25 protein-coding genes are annotated in these 24,225 nt (G+C 70.9%); 14 read left to right on the forward strand and 11 right to left on the reverse strand.

Translation table 11 applies throughout. The annotated features are described in order from the left end of the window. Positions 1-19 precede the first annotated feature (19 nt). Positions 20-376, reverse strand: a complete 357-nt coding sequence (locus INQ48_40550) for a hypothetical protein (protein QRF61657.1) — start codon at positions 374-376, stop codon at positions 20-22. Between the two features lie 35 nt (positions 377-411). Next, on the reverse strand, positions 412-1,119 hold the full coding sequence (locus tag INQ48_40555; GenBank protein ID QRF61658.1) for a hypothetical protein: 708 nt from the start codon (positions 1,117-1,119) through the stop codon (positions 412-414). Between the two features lie 274 nt (positions 1,120-1,393). Here INQ48_40555 and INQ48_40560 point away from each other — a divergent pair, with 274 nt between their 5' ends. Next, positions 1,394-2,416: a cyclase family protein gene (locus tag INQ48_40560; GenBank protein QRF61659.1), complete on the forward strand. Its 1,023-nt coding sequence runs from the start codon at positions 1,394-1,396 to the stop codon at positions 2,414-2,416. A 62-nt stretch (positions 2,417-2,478) separates the two neighbouring features. Beyond that, positions 2,479-3,468, forward strand: coding sequence for a tripartite tricarboxylate transporter substrate binding protein (locus tag INQ48_40565; protein QRF61660.1), 990 nt, complete (start codon positions 2,479-2,481; stop codon positions 3,466-3,468). 16 nt (positions 3,469-3,484) lie between these two features. Here INQ48_40565 and INQ48_40570 read toward each other — a convergent pair whose 3' ends face one another. The 8 genes from INQ48_40570 to INQ48_40605 are packed head-to-tail and all read right to left on the reverse strand — an operon-like array spanning position 3,485 to position 10,789. Next, on the reverse strand, positions 3,485-4,558 hold the full coding sequence (locus INQ48_40570; GenBank protein ID QRF61661.1) for an NAD(P)H-binding protein: 1,074 nt from the start codon (positions 4,556-4,558) through the stop codon (positions 3,485-3,487). A 4-nt stretch (positions 4,559-4,562) separates the two neighbouring features. Then, complete coding sequence (locus tag INQ48_40575; GenBank protein ID QRF61662.1) at positions 4,563-5,543, reverse strand: NADPH:quinone oxidoreductase family protein; 981 nt, start codon at positions 5,541-5,543, stop codon at positions 4,563-4,565. After that, positions 5,540-6,781 (reverse strand): CoA transferase, encoded by a 1,242-nt coding sequence (locus INQ48_40580; protein QRF61663.1) that lies wholly within the window; start codon positions 6,779-6,781, stop codon positions 5,540-5,542. Before INQ48_40580 ends, INQ48_40575 begins: the two co-directional genes overlap by 4 nt. An 11-nt stretch (positions 6,782-6,792) precedes the next feature. Further along, the gene (locus INQ48_40585; GenBank protein ID QRF61664.1) at positions 6,793-7,653 is read right to left on the reverse strand and encodes a MaoC family dehydratase N-terminal domain-containing protein; all 861 of its coding nucleotides are present in this window, start codon (positions 7,651-7,653) and stop codon (positions 6,793-6,795) included. 7 nt (positions 7,654-7,660) lie between these two features. Beyond that, entirely contained in the window at positions 7,661-8,821 is a 1,161-nt protein-coding gene (locus INQ48_40590) for a thiolase (protein QRF61665.1), read from the reverse strand. Beyond that, positions 8,818-9,207, reverse strand: coding sequence for an OB-fold domain-containing protein (locus tag INQ48_40595; GenBank protein QRF61666.1), 390 nt, complete (start codon positions 9,205-9,207; stop codon positions 8,818-8,820). Before INQ48_40595 ends, INQ48_40590 begins: the two co-directional genes overlap by 4 nt. Before the next feature lie 4 nt (positions 9,208-9,211). Beyond that, the gene (locus tag INQ48_40600; GenBank protein ID QRF61667.1) at positions 9,212-9,976 is read right to left on the reverse strand and encodes a crotonase/enoyl-CoA hydratase family protein; all 765 of its coding nucleotides are present in this window, start codon (positions 9,974-9,976) and stop codon (positions 9,212-9,214) included. Between the two features lie 45 nt (positions 9,977-10,021). Next, the gene (locus INQ48_40605; protein ID QRF61668.1) at positions 10,022-10,789 is read right to left on the reverse strand and encodes an SDR family NAD(P)-dependent oxidoreductase; all 768 of its coding nucleotides are present in this window, start codon (positions 10,787-10,789) and stop codon (positions 10,022-10,024) included. Between the two features lie 253 nt (positions 10,790-11,042). Between INQ48_40605 and INQ48_40610 the strand changes: the two genes are divergently transcribed. From INQ48_40610 to INQ48_40665, 12 genes are read left to right on the forward strand one after another with little or no spacing between them, the layout of a single operon-like run. Beyond that, complete coding sequence (locus INQ48_40610; GenBank protein QRF63186.1) at positions 11,043-12,191, forward strand: ABC transporter substrate-binding protein; 1,149 nt, start codon at positions 11,043-11,045, stop codon at positions 12,189-12,191. Between the two features lie 44 nt (positions 12,192-12,235). Further along, positions 12,236-13,387: an ABC transporter substrate-binding protein gene (locus tag INQ48_40615; protein ID QRF61669.1), complete on the forward strand. Its 1,152-nt coding sequence runs from the start codon at positions 12,236-12,238 to the stop codon at positions 13,385-13,387. Between the two features lie 22 nt (positions 13,388-13,409). Further along, complete coding sequence (locus INQ48_40620; GenBank protein ID QRF63187.1) at positions 13,410-14,207, forward strand: ATP-binding cassette domain-containing protein; 798 nt, start codon at positions 13,410-13,412, stop codon at positions 14,205-14,207. Next, entirely contained in the window at positions 14,204-14,950 is a 747-nt protein-coding gene (locus INQ48_40625) for an ABC transporter ATP-binding protein (GenBank protein ID QRF61670.1), read from the forward strand. Before INQ48_40620 ends, INQ48_40625 begins: the two co-directional genes overlap by 4 nt. Continuing rightward, complete coding sequence (locus tag INQ48_40630) at positions 14,947-15,819, forward strand: branched-chain amino acid ABC transporter permease (protein QRF61671.1); 873 nt, start codon at positions 14,947-14,949, stop codon at positions 15,817-15,819. The genes INQ48_40625 and INQ48_40630 overlap by 4 nt, the downstream gene beginning before the upstream one ends. Further along, the gene (locus INQ48_40635) at positions 15,819-16,823 is read left to right on the forward strand and encodes a branched-chain amino acid ABC transporter permease (protein ID QRF61672.1); all 1,005 of its coding nucleotides are present in this window, start codon (positions 15,819-15,821) and stop codon (positions 16,821-16,823) included. The genes INQ48_40630 and INQ48_40635 overlap by 1 nt, the downstream gene beginning before the upstream one ends. Beyond that, positions 16,820-17,983 (forward strand): acyl-CoA dehydrogenase family protein, encoded by a 1,164-nt coding sequence (locus tag INQ48_40640; GenBank protein ID QRF61673.1) that lies wholly within the window; start codon positions 16,820-16,822, stop codon positions 17,981-17,983. The genes INQ48_40635 and INQ48_40640 overlap by 4 nt, the downstream gene beginning before the upstream one ends. 24 nt (positions 17,984-18,007) lie before the next feature. After that, positions 18,008-18,691: a TetR family transcriptional regulator gene (locus INQ48_40645; protein ID QRF61674.1), complete on the forward strand. Its 684-nt coding sequence runs from the start codon at positions 18,008-18,010 to the stop codon at positions 18,689-18,691. Then, positions 18,645-19,979 (forward strand): AMP-binding protein, encoded by a 1,335-nt coding sequence (locus INQ48_40650; GenBank protein QRF61675.1) that lies wholly within the window; start codon positions 18,645-18,647, stop codon positions 19,977-19,979. The genes INQ48_40645 and INQ48_40650 overlap by 47 nt, the downstream gene beginning before the upstream one ends. Beyond that, positions 19,972-21,069 carry a CoA transferase gene (locus INQ48_40655; protein ID QRF61676.1) on the forward strand — a complete coding sequence of 366 codons (1,098 nt, stop codon included), beginning with the start codon at positions 19,972-19,974 and terminating at the stop codon, positions 21,067-21,069. The genes INQ48_40650 and INQ48_40655 overlap by 8 nt, the downstream gene beginning before the upstream one ends. A 49-nt stretch (positions 21,070-21,118) precedes the next feature. Continuing rightward, entirely contained in the window at positions 21,119-21,937 is an 819-nt protein-coding gene (locus INQ48_40660; protein QRF61677.1) for an SDR family oxidoreductase, read from the forward strand. Between the two features lie 4 nt (positions 21,938-21,941). Then, entirely contained in the window at positions 21,942-23,165 is a 1,224-nt protein-coding gene (locus INQ48_40665; protein ID QRF61678.1) for a CoA transferase, read from the forward strand. A gap of 6 nt (positions 23,166-23,171) precedes the next feature. Here INQ48_40665 and INQ48_40670 read toward each other — a convergent pair whose 3' ends face one another. After that, positions 23,172-24,107 carry a LysR family transcriptional regulator gene (locus INQ48_40670; GenBank protein QRF61679.1) on the reverse strand — a complete coding sequence of 312 codons (936 nt, stop codon included), beginning with the start codon at positions 24,105-24,107 and terminating at the stop codon, positions 23,172-23,174. Positions 24,108-24,225: the final 118 nt, after the last annotated feature.

Genomic DNA, 24,225 nt, shown 5'->3' on the forward strand with positions numbered 1-24,225 from the left:
CTCGTCGGTCTCGGGTGCCTCAGACCCGGAACCAGATCTTGAACGTCACGTAAAGCGCATACCCCAGCGCCAGCACCAGCCACACCATGTAGAAGACGTTCGACCAGTACTCGCCCGCATGCATCGCCAGCGTGTACACCTGCCCCGCGCAGCCCTTGCCGATGCACGGCACCTCGCCGCGGACCAGCGCGCGCAAGGTGGCGACCAACAGGTAGCAAGCGATGCCACCCGCCACGAGGAAACCGACCGGCCCGACGAAGCCCTTGGTGAGTTCGTCGTTCTCGTCGCGGTTGCCTTTCGCGAGCAATTTCTGCCCGAAGCGGTACCAGGCGAAGCCCAGCAGGAGCATCAGCGAGTAGTAGAGGAAGTCGCGCATGGAACGGCAGCAGAGTGAGACAGACGGCGCCGATCCTATAGGTGTCCGTTTCGCGTCGAGCGCTCCACCGCAGTCACCGCCCGCTGGCCCGCATTCGCCGCCTGCGGGTGCGCATGTGCCGCGCACATCGATGCGATCTCGCGCAGCGCCGCGGTCGGGCGCTTCGCGATCTCCACCGCGAGCGCTTCCGCCACGAAGAAGTTCTCGTGCGATGCGAGTTCGCGCAGCAGCTCCGGATCGCGCAGATCGAGCGATGGAATGAAGGCGACGGCCGCATCCTCGTCGTCCGCGGAAGCGAGCAGCGAGCGGATCAGCACGCCCACGCCCGCCTGGTCGTCGGCGGACGGCGATGTCGGGGGATGGAAGTCCTCGAGTTCCCGATCGTCGGCTGCGGCGCGCCGGGCCGCGTCGAGAAAGCCCTCGACATCGGCGAACACCACGCGCGAGTCGCCGTCATGGCTCAGGTACAGGACCGCGCCGGCCAGCGGCGGCGCGGTCAGCAGCAGGTGATGGTTGCTCGTCTGCGGATCGTCGAGCACCAGGCCATCGAGCCGCCGCGGTATCGGGAGCGATCGCAGGTCCAGGCTCCAGCGGACGATGTCGTCACCGGAAAGCAGCGACGCGCCGGAGAAGTCCTGCCCCTGGATCCGCGCCAGGTAGGCATCGAGTGCCTGCCGCGCAGCCTCCGAGAGGGCTTCGGACAGTTCCGGGGAATGCGGATGGGAGGAGGGATCGCTCGACATGGACCGATGGTATCGGCGGCCCGACGGGTGACGTGCCGCGCGTACCGGAGTTCTCTCGTCCTGAACATACCGAGTGGTATCTACTGGAAGGTGAATAGCTGATGCACACCAGATAGTCGAAGGATTCGCATAGAACCTGTCCTCGAGCCCGAGGGTCCGCCTCGATTGACTGCTCGCCATACCTAATAGTATGTTTCGTCTGCTGACGGCAGCGTGACACGACGCCACGCGCGCAGCCCTTCTTTTGGCCTCTCTCTTCAAGAAAGCTCCGCCCATGGACAAGCCACGCTGGCAACACCGCCCCGAAGGATCGAACTGGGGCGATTTCGGCCCCGACGACCAGATCGGTCGCATGAACCTGCTGACACCGGCCACGCGCCTGCGCGCCTTCCGCGAGGTCGAGCACGGCACGGCGTTCTGCCTGAGCCTGCCGCTCGATCATCCGGGCGGCAACACGCTGTTCCAGCACCGCAAGGCGCCGAAGTTCGTCTACGAGAAGCGCGGCGACAGCTTCAACTTCAACTACCGGCTGTCCAACGTCAACGACTGCTTCTGCGACGTGATCTCGGACGACGCGGTGCTGATGTTCCTGCAGTACTCGACGCAGTGGGACGGCCTCGGCCACGTGGGCCAGATGTTCGATGCCGACGGCGACGGCCGGCCCGAGAAGGTCTACTACAACGGCTTTCGCGCCGGCATCGAGATCGTCGGCCCCGACGACGCGGAACGCGGCTGGGGCGCGCGCTCGATCGGCATCGAGCGCATGGCCACGGCCGGCGTGCAGGGCCGCGGCGTGCTGGTCGATCTCGAGCGCATCCACGGCCGCGAGCGCGCGGTGGTGGGCTACGACGGCCTGATGGCCGCGCTCGAGGCGCAGGGCGCGAGCGTGGAGCAGGGCGACTTCCTGTGCCTCTACACCGGCTTCGCCGACCTGATCCTCGAGATGAACAAGCAGCCCGACGGCGAGGTGCTGGCGCACTCGTGCGCGGTGCTCGACGGCCGCGACGAGAAGCTGCTGCAGTGGATCACCGACTCGGGCATCGTCGCGATCTGCGCCGACAACTTCGCGGTCGAGGCCTATCCGGCCCGGCCGGGCGCGAACGGCTCGTACCCGGGGCTGCCGCTGCATGCGCACTGCCTCTTCAAGCTCGGCCTGCACCTGGGCGAGCTCTGGTATTTCGCCGAGCTCGCGCAATGGCTGCGCGCGCACGAGCGTTCGAGCTTCCTGCTGACCGCGCCGCCGCTGCGGCTGCCGGGCGCGGTGGGCTCGCCGGTCACGCCGGTGGCGACGGTCTGAAGCGCGCGCATCTGCACGCGCGAATCGACGAAGAACGACGAAGAACCAAGGAGACAAGAGACATGCGAATCCGATCGAAGACCCTGGCGCTGGCCGCCGCGCTGGCCTTGCCGCTGCTGCCGCTGGCCGCGGCGGCGCAGGCCGATGCCGCGGCCAACTGGCCGACCAAGCCCGTCACGCTGGTCGTGCCGTTCCCGCCCGGCGGCACCAGCGACGTGGTGGGGCGCCAGCTCGCGGTGCAGCTCGGCGAGGCGATGGGCGGCACCTTCATCATCGACAACAAGGCCGGCGCGGCGACCGCGATCGGCGCCTCGTTCGTGGCGCGCGCGCCCAAGGACGGCCACACGCTGCTGCTGTCGGCCGGCAGCACCTTCACCACCACGCCGCACCTGATCGACAAGCTGCCCTACAAGCTCGAGGACTTCGCGCCGGTGGCGGCGGTCGCCACCGTGCCCTTCGCCTTCGTGGTGAAGAAGGACTTCCCGGCGAAGACGGTGGCCGAGTACGTGGCCTATGCCAAGGCCAACCCCGGCAAGATCAACAACGCCACCAACGGCCAGGGCAGCATGGTCCACCTGCTGGGCGAGCTGATCGCCACCGGCCTCGACGTGAAGATGACGCAGGTGCACTACAAGGGCGCGGCGCCGGCCACCATGGACATGATCGGCGGCATCGTCGATTCGAACGTGGAGGCGCTCACGAGCGCGCTGCCGAACGTGAACGCGGGCAAGTACCGCGCGATCGCGGTGCTCAGCGCCGACCGCCAGCCGCTGATGCCCGAGGTGCCGACCTTCAAGGAGCTCGGCTACCCCTCGATCGTGGGCGAGACCTGGTATGCGGTGTTCGCGCCGGCGGGCACGCCCAAGCCCGTGATCGACAAGCTCAATGCGGCGCTGCGCAAGGTCACGACCTCGAAGCGCTTCGCCGATGCGATGCACAAGATCGGCAACGAGGCCAAGGCGAGCACGCCGGCCGAGCTGATCGAGGTGACGCAGCAGCAGAGCCAGAAGTGGGGCGAGCTCATCACGCGCCTCAACATCAAGGCGGAGTGAGTTTCCGGCTGCCTGCCTAGCCGGGCAGGTAGCGCAAGTCGCGCATCGCCTGCAGGTGCTCGACGATGCATTGCTCGGTGTCGATGCAGTCGCCGAAGCCGGCCTGCCGCAGCTTGACGGTGGACACCAGCGGCGGCAGCGCGAGCGGGCGCCGCGCGGCCCAGGTCGCCTCGGCGTACTGCCACGAGAGTCCGATCAACGCATCGAGATCGCTCTCGCGCAGGCCCTCGCGCTGCGCGATCCGCTGCCACAGCGCGGCCTGCGCGGGCATCTCCTCGCGCAGGCGCGTGCCCGTGGCTTCGCCGAGCGGCATGTCGAAGAAGGCGGCCAGCCGCTCGAACAGGCTGGCCCAGACCACCACGTCGCCGTTGGCGATGTTGAAGGCCTCGCCATGCGCGCGCGGCTCGTGCCAGGCCCATTCGATGGCCTTGGCGATCAGGCGCGCGTCGGTGCACTCGGTCAGCAGGTGCGGATGGGCGGGGCAGGCCAGCGGCTGGCCGCGCTCGCGCGCGAGCGCCGCGTAGGCACCGATCGCGGCCACCGGGTTCATCGCGCTGCCGGTCGCCACGCCCAGCACGATCTGTGGCCGGAACACGGTCCAGCCGAAGCCCGCGCGCGCCGCGCGCTCGGCCACCAGGTCCTGCTGGTCGAAGTAGAAGTTGGCGTGGTCGCGCACCGCGTCCTGTTCGCGCGCGGGCACGCGCATCGGCCGGCCCGTGTGCACGCCATAGGCCTTGGTGCCCTGCAGCAGCGTCACGTGTCGCAGGGGCGCGCCCTCGAGCGCATCGAGCGTGTGGCGCAGCATGCGGTTGTTGAGTTCGATGTTCTCGCTCGCACGCCAGCCCTGCAGCAGGTCGGGCTGCTCGTTGAGCGCGGCATAGACCAGGTGCGTGGCATCGCGGTGCGGCGCCAGCGCCTCGCGCGTGGCCCGGGCATCGCGCAGGTCGGCCGAGACCCAGGTCGCGTCGGGCGCGAAGTCGGGCCGCCTGCGCGCCAGGCCCACGGCACGCAGGCCGGGCCGGGCCGCGAAACGTTCCATCGCGGCGCGCCCCACCACGCCGAGCGCGCCCACCACCAGCACCTTGTCCATGGCCTCAGTCCTCCGTGGTCAGCACGACCTTGCCGTGCACGCGGCGCTGCACCAGGTCGTCGAGCGCATCGGCCGCGCGCTCGAGCGGATAGCGCGCCGAGACATGGGGCCGCAGCCGCCCGTCGCCGACCCATTGCATCAGCTCGCTCAGGTTGGCGGCATTGACTTCGGGCTCGTTGCGCGTGAAGGCGCCCCAGAACACGCCGAGCACAGCGCAGCCCTTGAGCAGCGGCAGGTTCAGCGGCAGGCTCGGGATGCGGCCGGCCGCGAAGCCCACCACCAGGAAGCGGCCGCGCCAGGCCATGCCGCGCAGCGCGGGTTCGCTGTAGTCGCCGCCGACCGGGTCGTAGACCACGTCCACGCCGCGGCCGCCGGTCAGCGCCTTGATGCGTTCGCGCAGGTCCTCGGCGGCGTAGTCGATCAGTTCGTCGGCGCCATGGTCGCGGCACACGGCGAGCTTGGCCGGGCTCGAGGCCGCCGCGATCACGCGCGCGCCCATGGCCTTGCCGAGCTCCACCGCCGCCAGGCCCACGCCGCCCGCGGCGCCGAGCACCAGCAGCGTCTCACCGGGCTGCAGCACGGCACGGTCCTTCAGCGCATGGTGCGAGGTGCCGTAGGTCAGCGTGAAGGCCGCGGCGGTCGCGAAGTCCATGCCATCGGGCATCGGCAGCGTGCGCGCGGCCTCTGCCACCACTTCCTCGGCATAGCCGCCCCAGGTGGTGGCGGCGATCACGCGGTCGCCGGGCTTGAACCGCGTGACGCCTTCGCCCACCGCCTTGACGATGCCGGCGACCTCGCCGCCGGGCGAGAACGGCAGCTCGGGCTTGAACTGGTACTGGCCCTGGATGATCAGCGTGTCGGGAAAGTTGACGCCGCAGGCCTTGACCGACACCACCAGCCGGCCCGGGCCGGCCACGGGCGAGGGCACGTCCTCCACCACCAGCGAGGAGGGCGGCCCGAACTGCCTGCAGAGCACCGCCCTCATGGCCGTTCCCCCTGCGCGATCGCGCCCTCGGCGCCCAGCTCGGCGAGTTCGGCGTCGCCGACCGCGAGCAGCTCGCGCAGCACCTCGTGCGTGTGCTGGCCCAGCAGCGGCGGCGGCCGCTTGTATTCGACCGGCGTGGCCGAGAAGTTGAGCGGGTTGGCCACCACCGACAGCGAGCCCGACAGCGGATGGTCGATCTCGCGCACCATCGCGCGATGCCGGATCTGCGGATCGTCGAACACCTGGCGGAAGTCGTTGATCGGGCCGCTGGGCACGTTGGCCTCGCGCAGCAGCGGCAGCCAGTGGGCGAGCGGCTGCTGGCGCAGGATGTCGGCGATCGCCGGCACCAGCGCCTCGCGGTTCGCCACGCGTTCGGGCGTGGTCGCGAAGCGCGGGTCGGCCGGCCATTCGGGATGGCCGAGCACGCGCGCGAGCGAGGCGAACTGCGAGTCGTTGCCCACGGCGATCATCATCGGCCCGTCGGCGCAGGCGAAGTCCTGGTAGGGGCAGGTCAGCTGCGAGCGGATGCCCACGCGCTGCGGCAACTGGCCGGCCACCAGGTAGCTCATCGCCATCGAGGAGGTGGCGGCCACCTGCGCGTCGAGCAGCGCGAGGTCGATGTACTGGCCCACGCCGCTGACGGTGTCGCGGTGGTGCAGCGCGGCCAGGATGCCGATGGTGGCGTAGAAGCCCGCGGTGGTGTCCGACACGGGGTAGCCCGCGCGCTGCGGTCCCGCGCCGGGCTCGCCGTCGGGAATGCCGGTCAGGCTCATCACGCCGCTCATCGACTGGAAGATCAGGTCGTAGCCCGGCATCGCGCTGTAGGGGCCCGACTGGCCGAAGCCGCTGATCGAGCAATACACCAGCTTGGGATTGACGCGCGCCAGCGAGGCGTGGTCGAGCCCGTAGCGCGCGAGGTCGCCGGCCTTGAAGTTCTCGACCACCACGTCGGCGCAGGCTGCGAGCCGGCGGATCAGCCGCTGGCCCGAGGGCTTGGCCATGTCGATGGCGATCGAGCGCTTGCCGCGGTTGAGCGCGAGGAAGGTCGAGCGCTCCTGCGTCTCGCCGCCCGCGCGGTCCTTGAGGCGCGCGCCCTGCTGGCGCACGTCGTCGCCGATGCCGGGGCGCTCGACCTTGATCACGTCGGCGCCGAAGTCGGCCAGCATCTGCGTGGCCCAGGGGCCCGAGAGCACGCGGCTCAGGTCGAGCACGCGGATTTTCGAAAGCAGTCCACTCATCGGGTGTGTCCTCAGGCGGTTTCGAGATGGCCGTTGTCGATGACCACGACGCCGCGCGCGGGCACGCTGGCGCGGAAGGCGGCGCGGGTCGGTCCCTCGCGCCAGAGTTCGAGCCGCACCGTCTCGCCGGGGAACACGGGCGAGGAGAAGCGCCCGCCCATCTCGCGCAGCGCGGTGGGGTCGCCGTCGCACCAGCGCTTGACGATGCCGTGGCCCGCCACGCCGAAGGTCGCGAGGCCGTGCAGGATCGGGCGCGCGAAGCCGGCCTCGCGCGCGATCGCCGGCACCGCATGCAGCGGGTTGTAATCGCCGCACAGCCGGTAGATCAGCGCCGACTGCGGCGAGGTCGGCAGCTCGATCGCGGCATCGGGCGCGCGCGCCGGAATGGCGTGCGGCGCTGGTTGCGCGCGGCGCTCGCCGCCGAAGCCGCCGTCGCCGCGGCAGAACACCGTCTGGCGCACGGTGGCCAGCAGCTCGCCGCTGTGCATGTCGGCGATCTCGCGCTCGACGAAGATCAGCGCGCCGCGGCCCTCGCCCTTGTCGATCAGGTCGACGATGCGGCTGGTGCCGCGCACCGAGGCCTTGGCCGGCAGCGGCCGGTGGATGCGCGTCGAATGCTCGCCGTGCACCGTGCGCACCCAGTCCAGTCCCAGCGGCAGGTCGCGCATCCAGAAGCCCGGGTAGCCCATCACGTTAGCCATGGTGGGCTGCACCTTGAGCCGCGTTTCGTCGACGAAGGCCAGGTCGGCCTCGTCCATCGGGTCGAGGCCCACGCCGATGCCCAGCGCGTAGACGATGCATTGCTGCCAGTCGTAGTGCTGCTCGATGCGCGGGATCTGGGCGGCCAGCAGCCGTTCGGGGTCGATGGTCATGCGGTCCTCACAAGGTGGCGGCCGTGCCGAGGATGGCGGTGGCCTGGCTCGACAGCACGCCGCCGTTGGCGTGCGCGAGCGAAATCTCGACGCCCTCGACCTGCCGCGCGCCGGCGCTGCCGCGCAGTTGCTCGACCGACTCGATCACGGTGAACAGGCCGTACATGCCCGGGTGGTTGCACGACAGGCCGCCGCCGTTGGTGTTGACCGGCAGCCGCCCGCCCGGCGAGATGGCGCCCGAGGACACCATCGCGCCAGCCTCGCCCTTGGCGCAGAAGCCCAGGTCCTCGAGGAACAGCAGCGTGTTGATGGTGAAGGCGTCGTAGACCATCAGGTGGTCGATGTCCTTCGGGCCGACGCCGGCCATCGCGTAGGCGCGCTGGCCCGATTCGACCGCGCAGGTGGTCGTGAGGTCGGGCATGGCCGAGATCTGGCGGTGGCTCACGGCCACGCCGGTGCCCAGCACGTAGGCCGCGGGCCGCGGCATGTCGCGCGCGCGCTCGGCACGCGTCAACACCAGCGCCGCGCCGCCGTCGGTCACGAGGCAGCTGTCGGCCTTGGTCAGCGGGTCGCTGATCATGCGCGAGGCCAGCACCTCGGCGCGGCTCAGCGGATCGCGCGCGAAGGCATCGGGATTGAGCCGCGCCCAGTCGCGCGCGGCCACCGCCACGTCGGCCAGCTGCTCGCGCGTGGTGCCGTACTGGTGCATGTGGCGCGCCGCGGCCAGCGCATAGCTCGACAGCGGATAGCGCGGGCGGAACGGCGATTCGAAGGGCTGCGGATCGGGCATCGAGGCCAGCTTGCCGCCGGCCGTGAGCTGGTTGGAGCCGTAGCAGATCAGCGCGACCTCGCACAGGCCGAGCTCGAGCGCCATCAGCGCCGACTGCAGGTGGAACAGGAAGGAGGCGCCGCCGACCATGGTGCCGTCGGCATGCCGGGGCTTGATGCCCAGGCGCTCCGCGACGTTGAGCACCGGCAGGCCCGAGGTCGACATGGCGCAGAACAGGCCGTCGACCTGCGACATGCGCAGGCCGCAGTCCTCGAGCGCGAGCACGGCCGCTTCCTGCAACTGGTCGAAGGGCGTGCGGCCGGGCGCGTTCCAGCGCCGCGTGTTGCCGATGCCGACGATGGCGCCGCGGCCGCGCAGGGAATGCGTCGCGCGGCTCATGGCGTGCCTCCCTCGGCCGGCGCGAACACCACGAAGGGCTCCTCGCCGGCCACGATGCGTGCCCGCACGTGCTGGCCGATGCGCACCGCGTCGGGCGCGACGTCCTCCACGCGGCTCATCATGCGCGCGCCGCCCTCGAGGTCGACCAGCGCCACGTTGTAGTCGCCCGCGCGGTCGCGCACGGTGGTCAGCGAATACACGCTGCCCAGTCCCGGCGAGACGCGCCATTGCAGCCGCGGGCTGCCGCAGGCGCGGCACACCAGCGCCGGCGGAAAGCGCACCGCGGCGCAGTCCTCGCAATGCTGCAGCATCAGCCGGCCTTCCTGCAGCGCCTGCTGGTACTGCGCATCGGGGCCGGGGCCGTCGAATCGGGTATCGGTGGCCATGGCGTCACTTGCCCTGCCACACGGGCTTGCGCTTCTCGGCGAAGGCGGCCGAGCCCTCGCGCGCATCGGCCGAGCTGAACACGTGCTCGGTCAGCGCGGCCTGGCGTTCCCACAGCTCGGCGGCGGGCCAGTCCTGCGACTCGACCACCACGCGCTTGCTCGCGGCCACCGACAGCGGGCCGTTGGCCGCGATGGTCTGCGCCAGCCGGCGCGCCTCGGCCAGTGCCTCGCCGGGCGCGGCGAGCCGGTTGACCAGGCCGTAGTGGTAGGCGCGCGCGGCCGGGAACATGTCGCCCGTGAGCGCGAGTTCGAGCGCGATGCGGTAGGGCAGCTGGCGCGGCAGCCGCACCAGGCCGCCGGCCGTCGCGGCCAGGCCGCGCTTGACCTCGGGCACGCCGAACTGGGCGTTCTCGGCCGCCACCACCATGTCGCAGGCCAGCACCAGCTCGAAGCCGCCGGCCAGCGCATAGCCCTCGACCGCGGCGATCAGCGGCTTCACCGGCGGCTTCGCGGTCAGGCCGCCGAAGCCGCGGCCCTCGATGCTCGGGCGCTCGCCGCGCAGGAAGCCCTTGAGGTCCATGCCGGCGCAGAAGGTGCCGCCGGCGCCGGTGAGGATGCCGATGCGCAGGTCGTCGCGCCGGTCGAGTTCGTCGAGCGCGGCCGCGATGCCGCGCGCCACCGCGAGCGTGGCCGCGTTGCGCGCCTGCGGGCGGTTGATGGTGATGGTCAGGATGCCGTCGCTGCTGTCGACGAGGACTTCTTCGGTCATGGGTGCTTCCTCTGGGGGAGAAGGTTGAACGGGAGGGCGGGCGATTCAGCGCGGCGCCATGCGCAGCGCGCCGTCGAGCCGGATGGTTTCGCCGTTGAGCATCGGGTTGCTCACGATGTGCAGCGCGAGCTGCGCGTATTCGTCGGGCGTGCCCAGCCGCGAGGGATGCGGCACCGAGGCGCCGAGCGAGAGGCGCGCCGCTTCCGACACGCGCGCGAGCATCGGCGTGTCGAAGATGCCGGGCGCGATGGTGCACACGCGGATCGCCTTGCTCGCGAGGTCGCGCGCCGCCACGATGGTCAGGCCCACCACGCCGGCCTTCGACGAGGCATAGCCGATCTGCCCGATCTGGCCCTCGTAGGCCGCCACCGAGGCGGTCAGCACGCAGACGCCGCGCTCGCCCTCGGCCGTGTGCTCGTTGCGCGCCATGCGCGTGGCCGCCAGCCGCAGCGTGTTGAAGGTGCCGACCAGGTTGATGCGCACGATGTTCTCGTAGGTCTCGAGCGACCCCGGGCTGCCGTCCTTGTCGACCAGCCGCACCGGGCCGCCGCGGCCCGCGCAGTGCACCAGCACGCGCAGCGGGCCGAAGGACTCGGCGACGTCGCAGGCCGCGTTCATGTCGACCTCGCTGGTGACGTCGGCGGGCGCGAAGCGGACCCGCTCGCCGAGGCTCTTCGCGATGGCCTCGCCCTGCGAGGAGGGCAGGTCGGCGATCACCACGCTGGCGCCCGCCGCGTGCAGCCGATGGACCGTGGCCAGGCCCAGGCCCGATGCGCCGCCGGTGACGAGCGCGCTGATTCCTTCTGTGTTCATGAGTGCTTGCCTTGTGCAGTTGGGAAGATGCGTCGGTTCATGATACATACCGATGAGTATCGTTGCAACGAGACCGTGATGACTTAGCGTGGCATGCCACCTGTCCCATAGGGTATTCGCCTAGGATTCTTTCATCGCGATGGCGTTGACCCGATTAAATACTCAGTGGTATGTTCGCTCCGCGGCACGACGCGTGCCGCCTGGCCCGAGGTCGCGCACCGCGCAAGGAGACGAGATGGATCCGAGACGACGCATGTTTTCGATGGCCGCGATCGCCGCGGCGGCACTGGCTTCGGGGGCGGGCGCGATGGCGCAGTCGCCCGTGCCGATCAAGGTCGGCGTGATCCTTCCGCTGTCGGGCGGCGCGGGGCCGCAGGGCCAGCACGTGACCGAGGCGATCCAGGCCATGGCCGCGCTCATCAACGAGGCCGGCGGCGTGCTCGGGCGGCCGATCGAAGTGCTGGTGCGCGACGACGAATCGACGCCGGCGGTCGGCGTGTCGCGCGCCAACGAGCTGATCGGGCAGGGCGTGGCCGTGATCATCGAAGGCTGGAACAGCCCGGTGGCGCTGGCGATGCAGCCGGTGATCGCGCGCGCCGGCGTGCTCGACATCACGACCTTCGCGAGCGCCGATGCGGTGCTCTCCGGCGAGGGCAACCCGCTCGCGATCCGCCTCAATGCCTCCAACTCGCAGGGCGGCGCCGCGGTCGCGCAGGCCATCGCCACCGGCTTCAAGGGCCGGCGCATCGCCTTCCTGACCGAGAACGACGCCTACGGCATCGGCACGCAGCAGGCGATCGAGGCCGGGCTCAAGGCGCTGAACCACGACTACCAGAAGGTGGCCGAGGAGAAGTTTCCGTTCACGCAGTCGGACTTCCGCATCGCCCTGACCAGCATCCGCGCCGCCAACCCCGACGTGACCGTCGCGATCAATGCCAACGAGGGCCTGGGCATGCCCGCGATCCTGCGCCAGTTCAAGCAGGGCCGCGTGCCGGGCCAGCTGCTCGCGGCGCTGGGCACGGTGGCGCCGAGCGTGATCTCGGTGGCGGGCGAGGCCGCCAACGGCGTGGCCGGCGTGGACATCTACTTTCCCGACGTCGAGCCCTTCGCCTCCGATCCGGTCAACAAGCGCTTCGTCGCGCGCTCGCAGGCGATGTTCAAGCGCACGCCCGACAAGTTCATGGCGGTGGGCGCGGCCGCGCTGCAGTTCTGGGCCATGGCGGCGAACGAACTCAAGACCTTGGAGCGCGAGCCGCTGGCGCGCCGCATCCGCGGCGGCAGCTTCAAGGGCACGGTGTTCGGCGACGTGAGCTTCGCGCCCAACGGGCAGCTGCAGCTGCCCACCCATGCCTTCACGGTCAGCAACGGCGCGATCGTCGTGCAGAAGCCGGCCGGCCGATAGACGACGCAGAGCCTTTCCCTTCCATAACGAGCTGGAGACACACCATGAAGCTGATTCGCAACCTGATGACGGCGGCGGGCCTGGGCCTCGCGCTGTTCGGCCTCGCGCCGGCCCAGGCGCAGACGCCGCCGACCGTCAAGGTCGGCACCATCTTCCCGCTGTCGGGCGGCGCGGGCCCGCAGGGGCAGCACGTGACGCAGGCGATCCAGGCGATGGCGGCGGTCATCAACGAGAGCGGCGGCGTGCTGGGCCGGCGCATCGAGATCGTCTCGCGCGACGACGAGTCGACGCCGGCCGTGGGCGTCTCGCGCGCCACCGAGCTCGTGAGCTCGGGCGTCGCGGTGATCATCGAGGGCTGGAACAGCCCGGTCACGCTCGCGATGCAGCCGGTGATCGCGCGCGCCGGCGTGCTCGACATCACGGCGGTCTCGAAGGCCGACCCGATCCTCTCGGGCGAAGGCAATCCGTTGGCGGTGCGGCTCAACAGCTCGAACTCGCAGGACGGCGCGGTGATCGCGAACTACATCGCGAAGGTGGTGAAGGCCAGGCGAGTCGCCTTCCTGACCGAGAACGACGCCTACGGCAACGGCGCGCAGGAATCGATCGAGGGCGAACTGAAGAAGCTCGGCTACGCCTACGAGAAGGTGGCGGAAGAGAAATTCCCGTTCGCTCAGGCCGACTTCCGCGTGGCGCTGACCAACGTGCGCGCCGCCAATCCCGACATCACGGTGGCGATCAACGCCAACGAGGGCCTGGGCATGCCCGCGATCATCCGCCAGGCCAGGCAGTCGCGGCTGCCGGGCGCGCTGGTGGCCGCGGTGGGCACGGTCGCGCCCAGCGTGATCGACGTGGCCGGCGATGCCGCGCACGGGCTGGTCAGCGCCGACATCTACTTCCCGGCGGTGGAGCCCTTCGTCTCGAACCCCGCCAACCAGCGCTTCGTGGCGAAGACGCAGGAGCTCTTCAAGTACACGCCCGACAAGTTCATGGCGCTGGGCGCCACCTCGCTGCAGGTGTGGGCGATGGCCGCCAACGAGCTCAAGACGCTGGACCGCGAGGCGATCGCCAGGCGCATCCGCGGCGGCAGCTTCAAGGGCACGGTGATGGGCGACCTGACCTTCGAGCCCAACGGCCAGCTGCTGTCGCACCACTACCTGTTCAAGGTGGACGGCCGCAAGATCGTGGTGCAGCAGTGAGCCGGGCATGCACAGCGACGCGATGAACCCGACCAACGCCAGCGCCACTGCCACCGTGCCGCCCGCGCTGCGCGTGGAAGGCCTGGGCGTGCGCTACGGCGCGCTGGTCGCGCTCGACGGCGTGGGCTGGGAGGTGGCGCCCGGCGAGCTGCTGGGCATCATCGGCCCGAACGGCGCCGGCAAGAGCTCGTGCTACGACGCCGTGACCGCGATGGTGCGGCGCGGCGGCCGCGTGAGCCTGCACGGGCGCGACGTGACGGCGGTGCCGCCCTACGGCCTCGCGGGCCTGGGCCTGAAGCGCGCGTTCCAGCAGAACGCCTTCTTCGACGACCTCAGCGTGCTCGGCAACTTCGTCGCCGTGCTCGGCGCGCGGGCGCACGCGGGGCTGTGGTCGAGCGTGCTCAACCCGGTCGGCGCCGCGCGCCGGCGTGGCGAGGCCGAGGACTTCGCGGCGCGCCAGCTGGTGCGCTTCGGCATCCCGGCGCTCTATCACGCGATGAGCCCGAAGGAGATTCCCTATGGCGTGCAGCGCATGCTGTCGATCGCGCTGGCCTACGGCGCGGGCGCCAGCGTGCTGCTGCTCGACGAGCCGGCCGCGGGCCTGGGCGGCGAGGACATGGCGGCGCTGGTCGCGCTGCTGTCCGGGCTCAAGCGCGAGGGCGTGGCGCTGGTGGTGATCGAGCACCACATGGAACTGATCATGGCCGTGGCCGACCGCATCTGCGTGCTCGACCTGGGCCGCCAACTCGCCTACGGCACGCCGGCGGAGATCCAGCGGGATCCGCGCGTGCGCGAGGCCTACCTGGGGAAGGCGCAATGAGCCGCACGGATCAGGACACGGTGCTCGAGGTGCGCGGCCTCGCGGTCTCCTACGCGGGCAACCGCGCGGTGGCGCTCGACGCGCTGCGCGTCGGACGCGGCGAGATCCTCGGCGTGATCGGCGCCAACGGGGCCGGCAAGTCGACGCTGGTGAATGCGCTCGCGGGCTGGTCGCGCGGCGATCCGCGCGTGGCCGGCGAGGTGGTGCTGAACGGCGAGCGCATCGATGCCTGGCCCACGCACGACCGCGTGCGCGCCGGCCTGCTGCTGGTGCCCGAGGGGCGGCTGGTGTTCTCGCGCATGAGCGTGGAGGAGAACCTCTCGACCGCCTTCGCGCCGCTGGCCGCGCCCGGGCGCAAGGTCTACACGCGCGACGAGATCTACGGCCTGTTCCCGCGCCTGCACGAGCGCCGCGGCCACCTGGGCGCGCAGCTCTCGGGCGGCGAGCGCCAGATGCTGGGCATCGGGCGCGCGCTGATGATGGGCCCGCGCCTGCTGCTGCTCGACGAACCCTCGATCGGCCTGGCGCCGATGCTGGTCTCGCAGGTGCTGCAGACCATGCGAACGCTGGCCCGCTCGGGCCTTTCCATCCTGCTGGTCGAACAGAACGTGCGCGCCGCCATGGAGGTGGTCGACCGCCTCGTGCTGCTGGAGCGCGGCCGCGTGGTCCTCGAGGGACCGGCGGCCGAGTTCGGCAACGACCCGCGCATCGCGCAAGCCTACCTCGGAGCCCACGCGGCATGAACCTGTTGCAACAACTCATCAACGGCATCGTGCTCGGCCATGCCTACGCGCTGGTCGCGATCGGCTGGACCGTGCTGCTGGGCGTGGCACGCCTGGTGAACTTCGGCCACGGCCAGATGTACATGCTCGGCGCCTTCGTGAGCTGGTGGGCCGTGACGCGCGCCGGCGTGCCCTACGCGCTGGCGCTGCCGATCGCCATGGCGGTGGGCGCGGCCTTCGGCGTGGCGATGCAGCGCGTGATGCTGCGCGCCACCTTCGAGCAGAACCTGGTCTCGATCATGATCATGACGCTGGGCTTCGGCTACGTGCTGCAGGGCGCGGCGGCGCTGATCTTCGGTTCCACCGGCCAGATCCTCGAGACCGCGCTGTCGCAGCGCGAGATCGACATCGGCGATCTCTGGCTGACCTGGCAGGACGCGGCCATCGTGCTGGCCGCGATCGCGGTCTTCATCGGCCTGAAGTGGACGCTCGACGGCACCCGCACCGGGCGGCTGGTGCGCATGGTGGCGGAAGACCCGAAGCTGGCGCAGCTCGCCGGCGTCAACGTGCGGCGCGTCTACTACGGCGTGTTCGCGTTCGAGGGCGCGGCGGTCGCGTTCGCGGCCGGCATGGTCGCGCCGCGCACGCCGATCCTCACCTCGATGGGCTTCGAGGAGGTCATCATGACCTTCGTGGTGGTGGTGCTCGGCGGCATCGGCAGCGTGGCGGGCAGCTACGTGGCGGGCGTGGCGCTGGGCATCTTCACGGCGCTGTTCGGCGCGCTGGTCTCGCCGGCCTACACCACGGCCGCGGCCTTCCTGGTGCTGATCGCGGTGCTGGTGCTGCGGCCCGGCGGCCTGGGCGCCGGCGCGCGCGGGGGAGTGCACTGATGGCCCGCCTGCGTCCGCAGCGCGCCGCGCTGCCCATCGTCGCCGTGCTCGTGCTGTTCGCGCCGGGCTGGCTCGGCGGCGGCGCCTCGGTCTACAGCGCGGCCGTGCTGATCGCGATCCTGGCCGTGCTGTCCTACGGCCTCGACGTGATCGTCTCCGACCTCGGCGAGGTCAGCCTCGGCCACACCGTGTTCTTCGCGGTCGGGGCCTACACCACGGCGCTGCTGTCCACGCGCGCCGGTGCGGGCTCCTGGGCCACGCTCGGCGCCTCGATCGCGCTGGCGCTGGTGTTCGCCGCGGCCATCGGGCTGGTGACGCTGCGGCTGCGCGAGTTCGTGTTCTCGCTCGTCACCTACGCGATGGCGGTGGTGGCGATGACGCTGGCGGCCAACTGGGCCTTCCTCGGCGGCTCCGACGGCGTGCGCGGGCTGCCGATGCTCGATCTCTCGATCGGGCCGCTGACGCTGACCGCGCGCAACGACAAGGAGCTCTGGCCCTATGCCTTCGCGCTGCTGGTGGTGGTGATCTACCTGGTCGACCGCTTCCGCCATTCGCAGCTCGGCGCGGCGGCCATCATGACCCACCTGAACCCGCGGCTCGCGACCATCGGCGGCATCGACCCGGCGCGCGTGCGGCTGCAGGTGTTCCTGTTCTCGGCGCCGATCAGCGCACTGGCCGGCTGGCTCTACGCCTACCAGCGCGCCTACGTCAGCGCCGACATCCTGGAGAACTACTTCCTGATCCTGATGCTGACGGCCGTGGTGCTGGTCGGGCGCCGGCAGCTGCTGGGCCCGCTGCTGGCGACGGCGCTGGTGCTGGTGCAGGAGAAGTTCTTCTCGCTCGGCGGCTACGTCGACAAGATCGTGCTGGGCAGCGTGCTGGTGCTGATCCTGGCTTTCTTCCCGCAGGGGCTGATGGGCCTGGCGCGTCCGCTGGGCCGTCTGTTCCGCGCGCGCACCGCCCCGGCCACACCTTCTTTGACCACCCTGGAGACTCCCAAGTGACCGTGATCTGGACCCCATCGCTCGACGACGCCGCCACCCGCTGGCAACAACTGGCCGACCGCCTCGGACGCGAACGCTTCGCGCCGCTGGCGCCCGAGCTCGACCGCGACCAGCGCTATCCCTGGGAGACCATCGAGGCGCTGGTGGAGCACCGCTTCACCGGCCTGTTCCTGCCCACGCAGTGGGGGGGCGAGGGCCAGAGCCTGACCGCGACCGTGGCCGCGGTCGAGACGCTGGGCATGCATTGCGCGTCGACCGCCGCGATCATGTGCGCCTACCAGCTCGGCGCCTTCCCGATCCTGCTGGCCGGCACCGACGCGCAGAAGGACTTCTACCTGCGCGAGATGACGCAGGGCCGTGCCACCAGCTTCGCGCTGTCGGAGCGCGTGGCGGGCTCGGATGCCGCGGCCATCGAGGCCACGGCGGTGCGCGAGGGCGATGGCTGGCGCCTGCGCGGCGAGAAGTACTGGATCGGCAACGGCGGCGCCTCGCGCTACTACGTGGTGTTCGCCAAGACCGACCCGGCCGCGGGCGGGCGCGGCATCTCGGCCTTCATGGTCGACAAGGAGAAGCCCGGCGCGGTGGTCGACGAGCTGTCCGACAAGATGGGCATCCGCGGCACCCAGACCTCGAACCTGCGCGTCGACGTGGTGGTGCCCGACAGCGCGCGCATCGGCGAGCTCAACCGCGCGCTGCGGCTGGCGCTGCAGACGCTCAATGTGGGCCGCATCATGGTGTCGGCGCAGTCGATGGGGCTGGCGCTCGCGGCCTTCCGCGAGGCCTCGCAGCGCGCCGTCGAGCGCCGTACCTTCGGCCAGCCGATCGGCGAGAACCAGGGCATCGGCTTCAAGCTGGCCGACATGGCGACCGAGATCTCGGCCGCCCGCATGATGCTGTACGAGGCCGCGCGCGCCTACGACGCCGGCGCCGACGTCTCGAACCTCGGCGCCATGGCCAAGCTCTTCACTTCCGAGGTGGCCCACCGGGCGGCGGACAATGCGGTCCAGATCTGGGGCGGCATGGGCTACTGCAAGCCGACGGTCGCGGAACGGCTGTACCGCGACCAGCGCATCCTCGAGATCTACGAGGGATCGTCCGAAATCCAGCGGCTGGTGTTGTCACGTGCCGTGCGCAAGGAGGCGGAAGATCGGGTCAAGTGAATCACGAAAGAGAAGAGGTCGGTGATGGCGAGTGCACAACAGGCGGTGGCGGATGCGGGCGGCAACGAGTCGCGCAGCGAGATCCTGCAGGCGGCGGCGGAACTTTTCATGGAGCTGGGCTATGCGGCGACGTCGATCGACGCGGTGGCGCAGCGCCTGGGCGCCACCAAGGGCCGCATCTACCACCACTACCGCAGCAAGGCCGACCTCTTCTTCGACGTGCAGATCGCCGCGATGAACCGGCTCAACGAGCAGGTCGAGCCGATCGCGCGCGGCGCGGGCGACCCGCTCGAGCGCCTGTCCGCGATGGCGCTGCGCCACACCCAGATCCTGCTGACCGAGCTGCCGATGCAGAAGGTGGCGGTGCAGGGGCTGGAGCGGCACCTGCTGGGTGCCTCCTCGGGCGCCAAGCGGCTGCGCTCGGTGGTCAAGATGCGCGACGACTACGAACAGATGTTCGTCGAGGTGATCGACGACGGGGTGCGCGCGGGCCTGTTCGTCGACCAGCCGGCGAAGCTCATCACCAAGCCCTTCTTCGGCGCGCTCAACTGGGCCACCGTCTGGTACAGCCAGCGGCGGCTGCAGAGCGCCGAGGCGGTGGACGACATCGCTCATGCCCTGGCAGCCTTCGCGCTGCGCGGGCTTCTCAAGGATCCAAACCATGAAGCAGCAAGAAAGACAGCCCTTTTCCGAGACCATCTGGGATGAGAGGGAGACCTGGTCGCGCGACCGCATCGAGGCCTTCCAGCTCGATGCCCTGCGCCGCCAGCTCGAGCGCGTGGGGCGCACCAGCAGCCACTACCGCAAGGTGTTCGCCGAGGTCGGCTTCGAGCCCGGCGACCTGAAGAGCTTCGCCGACCTGCGCCGGCTGCCGTTCACGCGCAAGGCCGACTACGTCGCCGGCCTCGAGGCACAGCCCCCGTTCGGCGCCCTGGCCGCCGTCGAACCCGGCGAAGCCGTGCGGGTGCATTTCTCCTCCGGCACCACGGCCCGGCCCGCGCCGGTGCTCTGGACCCAGGCCGACATCGAACGCTGGGCCGACCTCTACGCGCGCTACCTCTATGCGCAGGGCCTGCGGCGCGGCGACATCTTCCAGTGCATGTTCAACTACGCGTGGTTCGTCGGCGGCCTCGGCGCCACGCTCGCGGCCCAGCACCTGGGCGCGCTGGTGATCCCGGCCTCCTCGGGCGACACCGAGCGCCAGATCGAGACCATCTTCCAATACGGCAGCCAGTGCGTGATCGGCACGCCCTCGTTCATGGCCCACATGGCCGAGGCGGCCGAGAAGCTGGGGCGCGACCTGACGACCTCGCGCGTGAAGATGGTCTGCGTGGGCGGCGAGCCCGGCGCCAGCATCCCCGGCACGCGCGAGCGCATCGAGCGCCAGTGGGGCGCGAGGATGTTCGACTGCTACGGCGCGCTCGAATGCCAGCCGATCGGCTGGGACACCGCCGCGCAGCTCGGCCCGACGCTGGCCGAGGACTTCATCTACGTCGAGGTGCTGCATCCCGATACCAAGGAGCCGGTGGCCGACGGCGAGCGTGGCGTGCTGGTGCTGACCCACCTCGACAAGGAGGCCTGCCCGCTGGTGCGCTGGTGGACCGGCGACATGGTGGTGCGCGACAGCCGCACCGCGCCCGACGGCCGCACCCATGCGCGCCTGGCCGGCGGCGTGCTGGGCCGCGCCGACGACATGCTGATCATCCGCGGCGTGAACCTGTTCCCCTCGGCGGTCGAGGACATCGTGCGCGCCTTCCCGGGCCTGAGCAACGAGTACCTGCTGGTGCTCGACGACAGCGTGAAGGACCCGCACACCGGCTTCCTCACCGGCGTGAAGCTGCGCGTGGAGCGCGCGGCGGGCGCGCCGGCCGACCTCGGCGAGCGGCTGTCGCAGCGGCTGCGCGAGAAGCTGCAGGTGCGCTTCCATGTCGAGGTGGTCGAGTCCGGCACCCTGCCGCGCACCATCCACAAGGCCACGCGGGTGGTGCATGCCTGAGGCGCGGGCCCAGGGCCTGCCGCGCCCGCTGGCCGGCCGGCGCGTGGTCGACCTGTCGCAGTTCATCGCCGGGCCCACCGCGGCCCAGTACCTCGCGGACTTCGGCGCCGAGGTCACGAAGGTCGAATCGCCGCAGGGCGACGGCGTGCGCACCCTGCCGGGCAATGGCTTCGGCAGCTACTACGCGCGCAGCTTCAACACCGGCAAGACGAGCCGGGTGCTGAACCTGCGCGAGGCCGCCGACCGCGCGGCGCTCGATGCCATGCTCGCGGAGGCCGACGCCTTCGTCTGCAACCTCGCGCCCGCGTCGCTGAGCGGCCTGGGCATGGACGGGCCGACGCTGCGCGAACGCTTCCCGCGGCTGGTGATCGTGCTGATCTCGGGCTACGGCCAGCAGGATGCGCGCATCTGCATGGACACCATCGCGCAGTGCGAGTCGGGCTTCGCGCTGCTCAACGGCGACGAGGACGGCTCGCCGCGGCTGTCGACCAGCTGGCCGATCGACATGTTTTGCGGCATGTACGCCGGCATGAGCTGCGCCATGGCCATGCTCGACCCCGCGCGGCAAGGCTGCCTGGTCGACCTGTCGATGATGGAGGTCGCGGCCAGCATGCTGATCGGGCCGGCGATGCTCGCGGTCAGCGAGGGCGACGCGCTCGATCCGCCGATGGGCAACCGCGACCGCGCCTCCGCGCCCTCGAGCATCTACCGCTGCGCCGACGGCCACGTCTACATCCTCGGCGGGCTCGATGCCTATTGGCGCCGGCTGCGGCCGCTGGTGGGCGCCGACGACGCGCCGATCAAGGAGCGCATCGCGCGCGCCGCGCATTTCGACGCCCAGGTCGAGGCCTGGACGCTGCCGCGCCGGCGCGACGAGGTGCTGGCGCAGATGCGGGCGCTGCAGATACCGGCCGGCAACGTGCGGCCGCCCGAGGAGGCGCTGGCCATGATCCGCGCGCTGCGGCCCGGCGCGGTCTCGCGGGCGCTGCCATCGGGCGAGCACGTGCCCGCGTTCCCGGCGCTGTTCGACGGGCAGCGGCTGCCGCGCAGCGCGACCCCGCACGTGGGCGGCGGCCTGCGCTTCGCTTGACGCCGCGTCCTTTCCCCTTCTTCCATCCTTCCGATCCGAGGAGCCTTCGATGGCCAGCACTTCTTCCCTTCCCGCCGCCGACGCGCTGCGGGTCATGCGGCCCGGCGTCCACCAGGGACGCTCGGCCTTCATCACCGGCGCCGGCTCCGGCATCGGCCGCGCGATCGCGCTGCGGCTGATGGCGCTGGGCATGGACGTCTTCGGCACCGGCCGCCGCGCCGAGGCGCTCGAGGAGACCGGCCAGTTGGCCGAGGGCCTCGCGGGCCGCTTCGGCTTCGAGACCTGCAACGTGCGCGACACCGAGGCGATCGAGGCGCTGGTCGCGCGCGTCGGCCAGCGCCAGGGCATCGACCTGCTGGTGAACAACGCGGGCGGCCAGTTCTTCGCGCCCGCCACCGGCATCAGCCGCAAGGGCTGGGACGCCGTGATCGACGTCAACCTGTCGGCCATCTTCGTCGTGACCAAGGCGGCCTATCCCTTCCTCAAGGCGCGCAAGGGCTCGGTGGTCAACATCTCGCTGTCGGGCGTGGACCGCGGCTCGATGGGCATCGCGCATTCGATCGCCGCGCGCGCCGGCGTGCTGGGCCTGATGCGCACGCTGGCGCTCGAATGGGCCAGGGACGATATCGCGCTCAACTGCATCGGCCCCGGCGCGGTGCTGACCGAGGGCCTGGCCGGCGAGGCCGCGAAGGCGATGCTCGACCGGCTGGTCGACGCCACGCCGATGGGCCGCGCCACCAGCGTGGAGGAGGTGGCCGAGCTGGTCGCCTTCCTCGCCACGCCGGCCGCGCACCTCATGACCGGCCAGCTGATCCAGATCGACGGCGCGGCCCACCTGGGCTCGGGCCTGCACATGCTGGCGGCCTGAAGCGATGGACGGTGCTCTCTCGCATGTGAAGGTGCTCGACCTGTCGCGCGTGCTGGCCGGGCCCTGGGCCTCGCAGATGCTCGCCGACCTCGGTGCCGACGTGATCAAGGTCGAGCGGCCCGGCAGCGGCGACGACACGCGCAGCTGGGGCCCGCCCTTCCTGCACGACCGCGACGGCCAGCCCACGCGCGACGCGGCCTACTACCTGTGCGCCAACCGCAACAAGCGCTCGGTCACCATCGACATCACCACCCCCGAAGGCCAGCAACTGGTGCGCGAACTCGCGGCGCGCTGCGACGTGCTGGTGGAGAACTACAAGGTCGGCGGCCTCGCGCAGTACGGCCTCGACTACGCCACGCTGCATGCCGAGTTCCCGCGGCTGGTCTACTGCTCGATCACCGGCTTCGGCCAGACCGGTCCCTATGCGCCGCGCGCGGGCTACGACTTCCTGGTGCAGGCCATGGGCGGGCTCATGAGCGTCACCGGCCGCGCGGAATCGGAGCAGGGCGCCGGGCCGCTCAAGGTCGGTGTCGCGGTGGCGGACCTGTTCACCGGCTTGTACGCCTCGAACGCGATCCTGGCCGCGCTGGCCTACCGCGAGCGCAGCGGCACGGGCCAGCACATCGACCTCGCGCTGCTCGACGTGCAGGTGGCCTGCATGGCGAACCAGGGCATGAACTTCCTCTACGGCGGCCGCTCGCCGGGCCGGCTCGGCAATGCGCATCCCAACGTGGTGCCGTACCAGGACTTCCCGACCGCCGATGGCGACGTGATCATCGCGGTCGGTAACGACGGCCAGTTCGCGCGGCTGTGCACGGCCATCGGCCGGCCGGCGCTGGCCACCGACGAGCGCTTCGCGACCAACCTCGCGCGCATCGCGCACCGCGTCGAGCTGGTCCGGCTGCTGCGCGAATGCACGCTGACGCGTTCCACCGACGAATGGGTGGCGGCGCTCGAGGCGGCCGAGGTGCCCTGCGGCCCGATCAACGACCTCGCGCGGGTGTTCGAGGACGCGCAGGTGATCGCGCGCGGCATGAAGATCGAGGTCGAGCACGCCACGGCCGGTTCCATTCCACTGGTGGCCAATCCGATCCGGCTGTCGGCCTCGCCGGTGGCCTACAGGCGCGCGCCGCCGACCCTGGGCCAGCACACGCGCGAGGTGCTGGCCGACGAGCTCGGCTGCGATGCCGGGCGGATCGACCGGCTCGCGGCAAGCCGCGTCATCTGAGCGGCGTCAGTCCAGCCGCAACTCGGGCGGCGGCACCGCCGAGGCCGCGGGCAGCTCCGCGCGCAGGAAGTCGATCAGCGCGCGCAACTTCGCGGGCACGCGGCGCCGGTCGGGGTAGTAGAGCGTGAGGCCCGGCAGCACCGGGCTCCATTCGGCCAGCAGCCGCACCAGCAGGCCCTGCGCGATCAGCGGCTCGATGTAGCCGTTGATCATGTAGGCGACGCCGATGCCGTCGAGCGCCGCGCGCACCAGCGCGGCCGAGTCGTTGAGCACGAGCCGGCCGTCGATCGCGAGCTGCAGCGTCTCGTCGCCGCGCGCGAACTGCCAGCGCTCGACCTGGCCGGTGCTGACGTGGCGAAAGCCGATGCAATCGTGCGCCATCAGTTCGGTGGGATGCACGGGCGTGCCGTGGCGCGCGAGGTAATCGGGCGAGGCGATCACATGCGCTTCGATGCGCGGCCCGATCCTGACCGCGATCATGTCCTTCTCGACCAGGTCGCCGAAGCGGATGCCGGCATCGAAGCCCTGGGCCACGATGTCCACCAGCTGGTTCTCGATCCGCAGCTCGAGCCTGACGTCGGGGAAGCGGTCGAGAAAGCGCCGCAGTACCGGCTGCAGGCCGATGGTGTAGCCCGCGCGCGGCACGTTGAGCCGCAGCAGGCCGCTCGGATGGTCGGCCTCGCGGCCCAACTCCTCGGAGACGGCGGCGAGCTCCGACACCACCGGCCGTACCTTCTCGAGATAGCGCTCGCCGACCTCGGTGAGGCTCACGCTGCGCGTGGTGCGGTTGAACAGCGTGATGCCGAGGCGCCGCTCGAGGCTGCGGATCGACTGGCTCACGGCCGAGGGCGTGACGCCCAGGCGCACCGCGGCGGCCGAGAAACCGCGTTCCTCCGCCGACACGATGAAGGCGACGAGTCCATCCAGCAGGTCCTGGCGCATGCGGCGCTCTCCATTGCGACATCGAAGCGCCGAGTCTAGTGGCGGCTTTGCGATCTGTTAGTTGGCCTTGCAAGCCCATGCAGCGCTGGCGGCTTGTAGCCATGCGCACCGCTGCGTA

It is taken from the genome of Variovorax paradoxus (genome assembly GCA_016806145.1).
In the GTDB taxonomy this organism is placed as follows: domain Bacteria; phylum Pseudomonadota; class Gammaproteobacteria; order Burkholderiales; family Burkholderiaceae_C; genus Variovorax.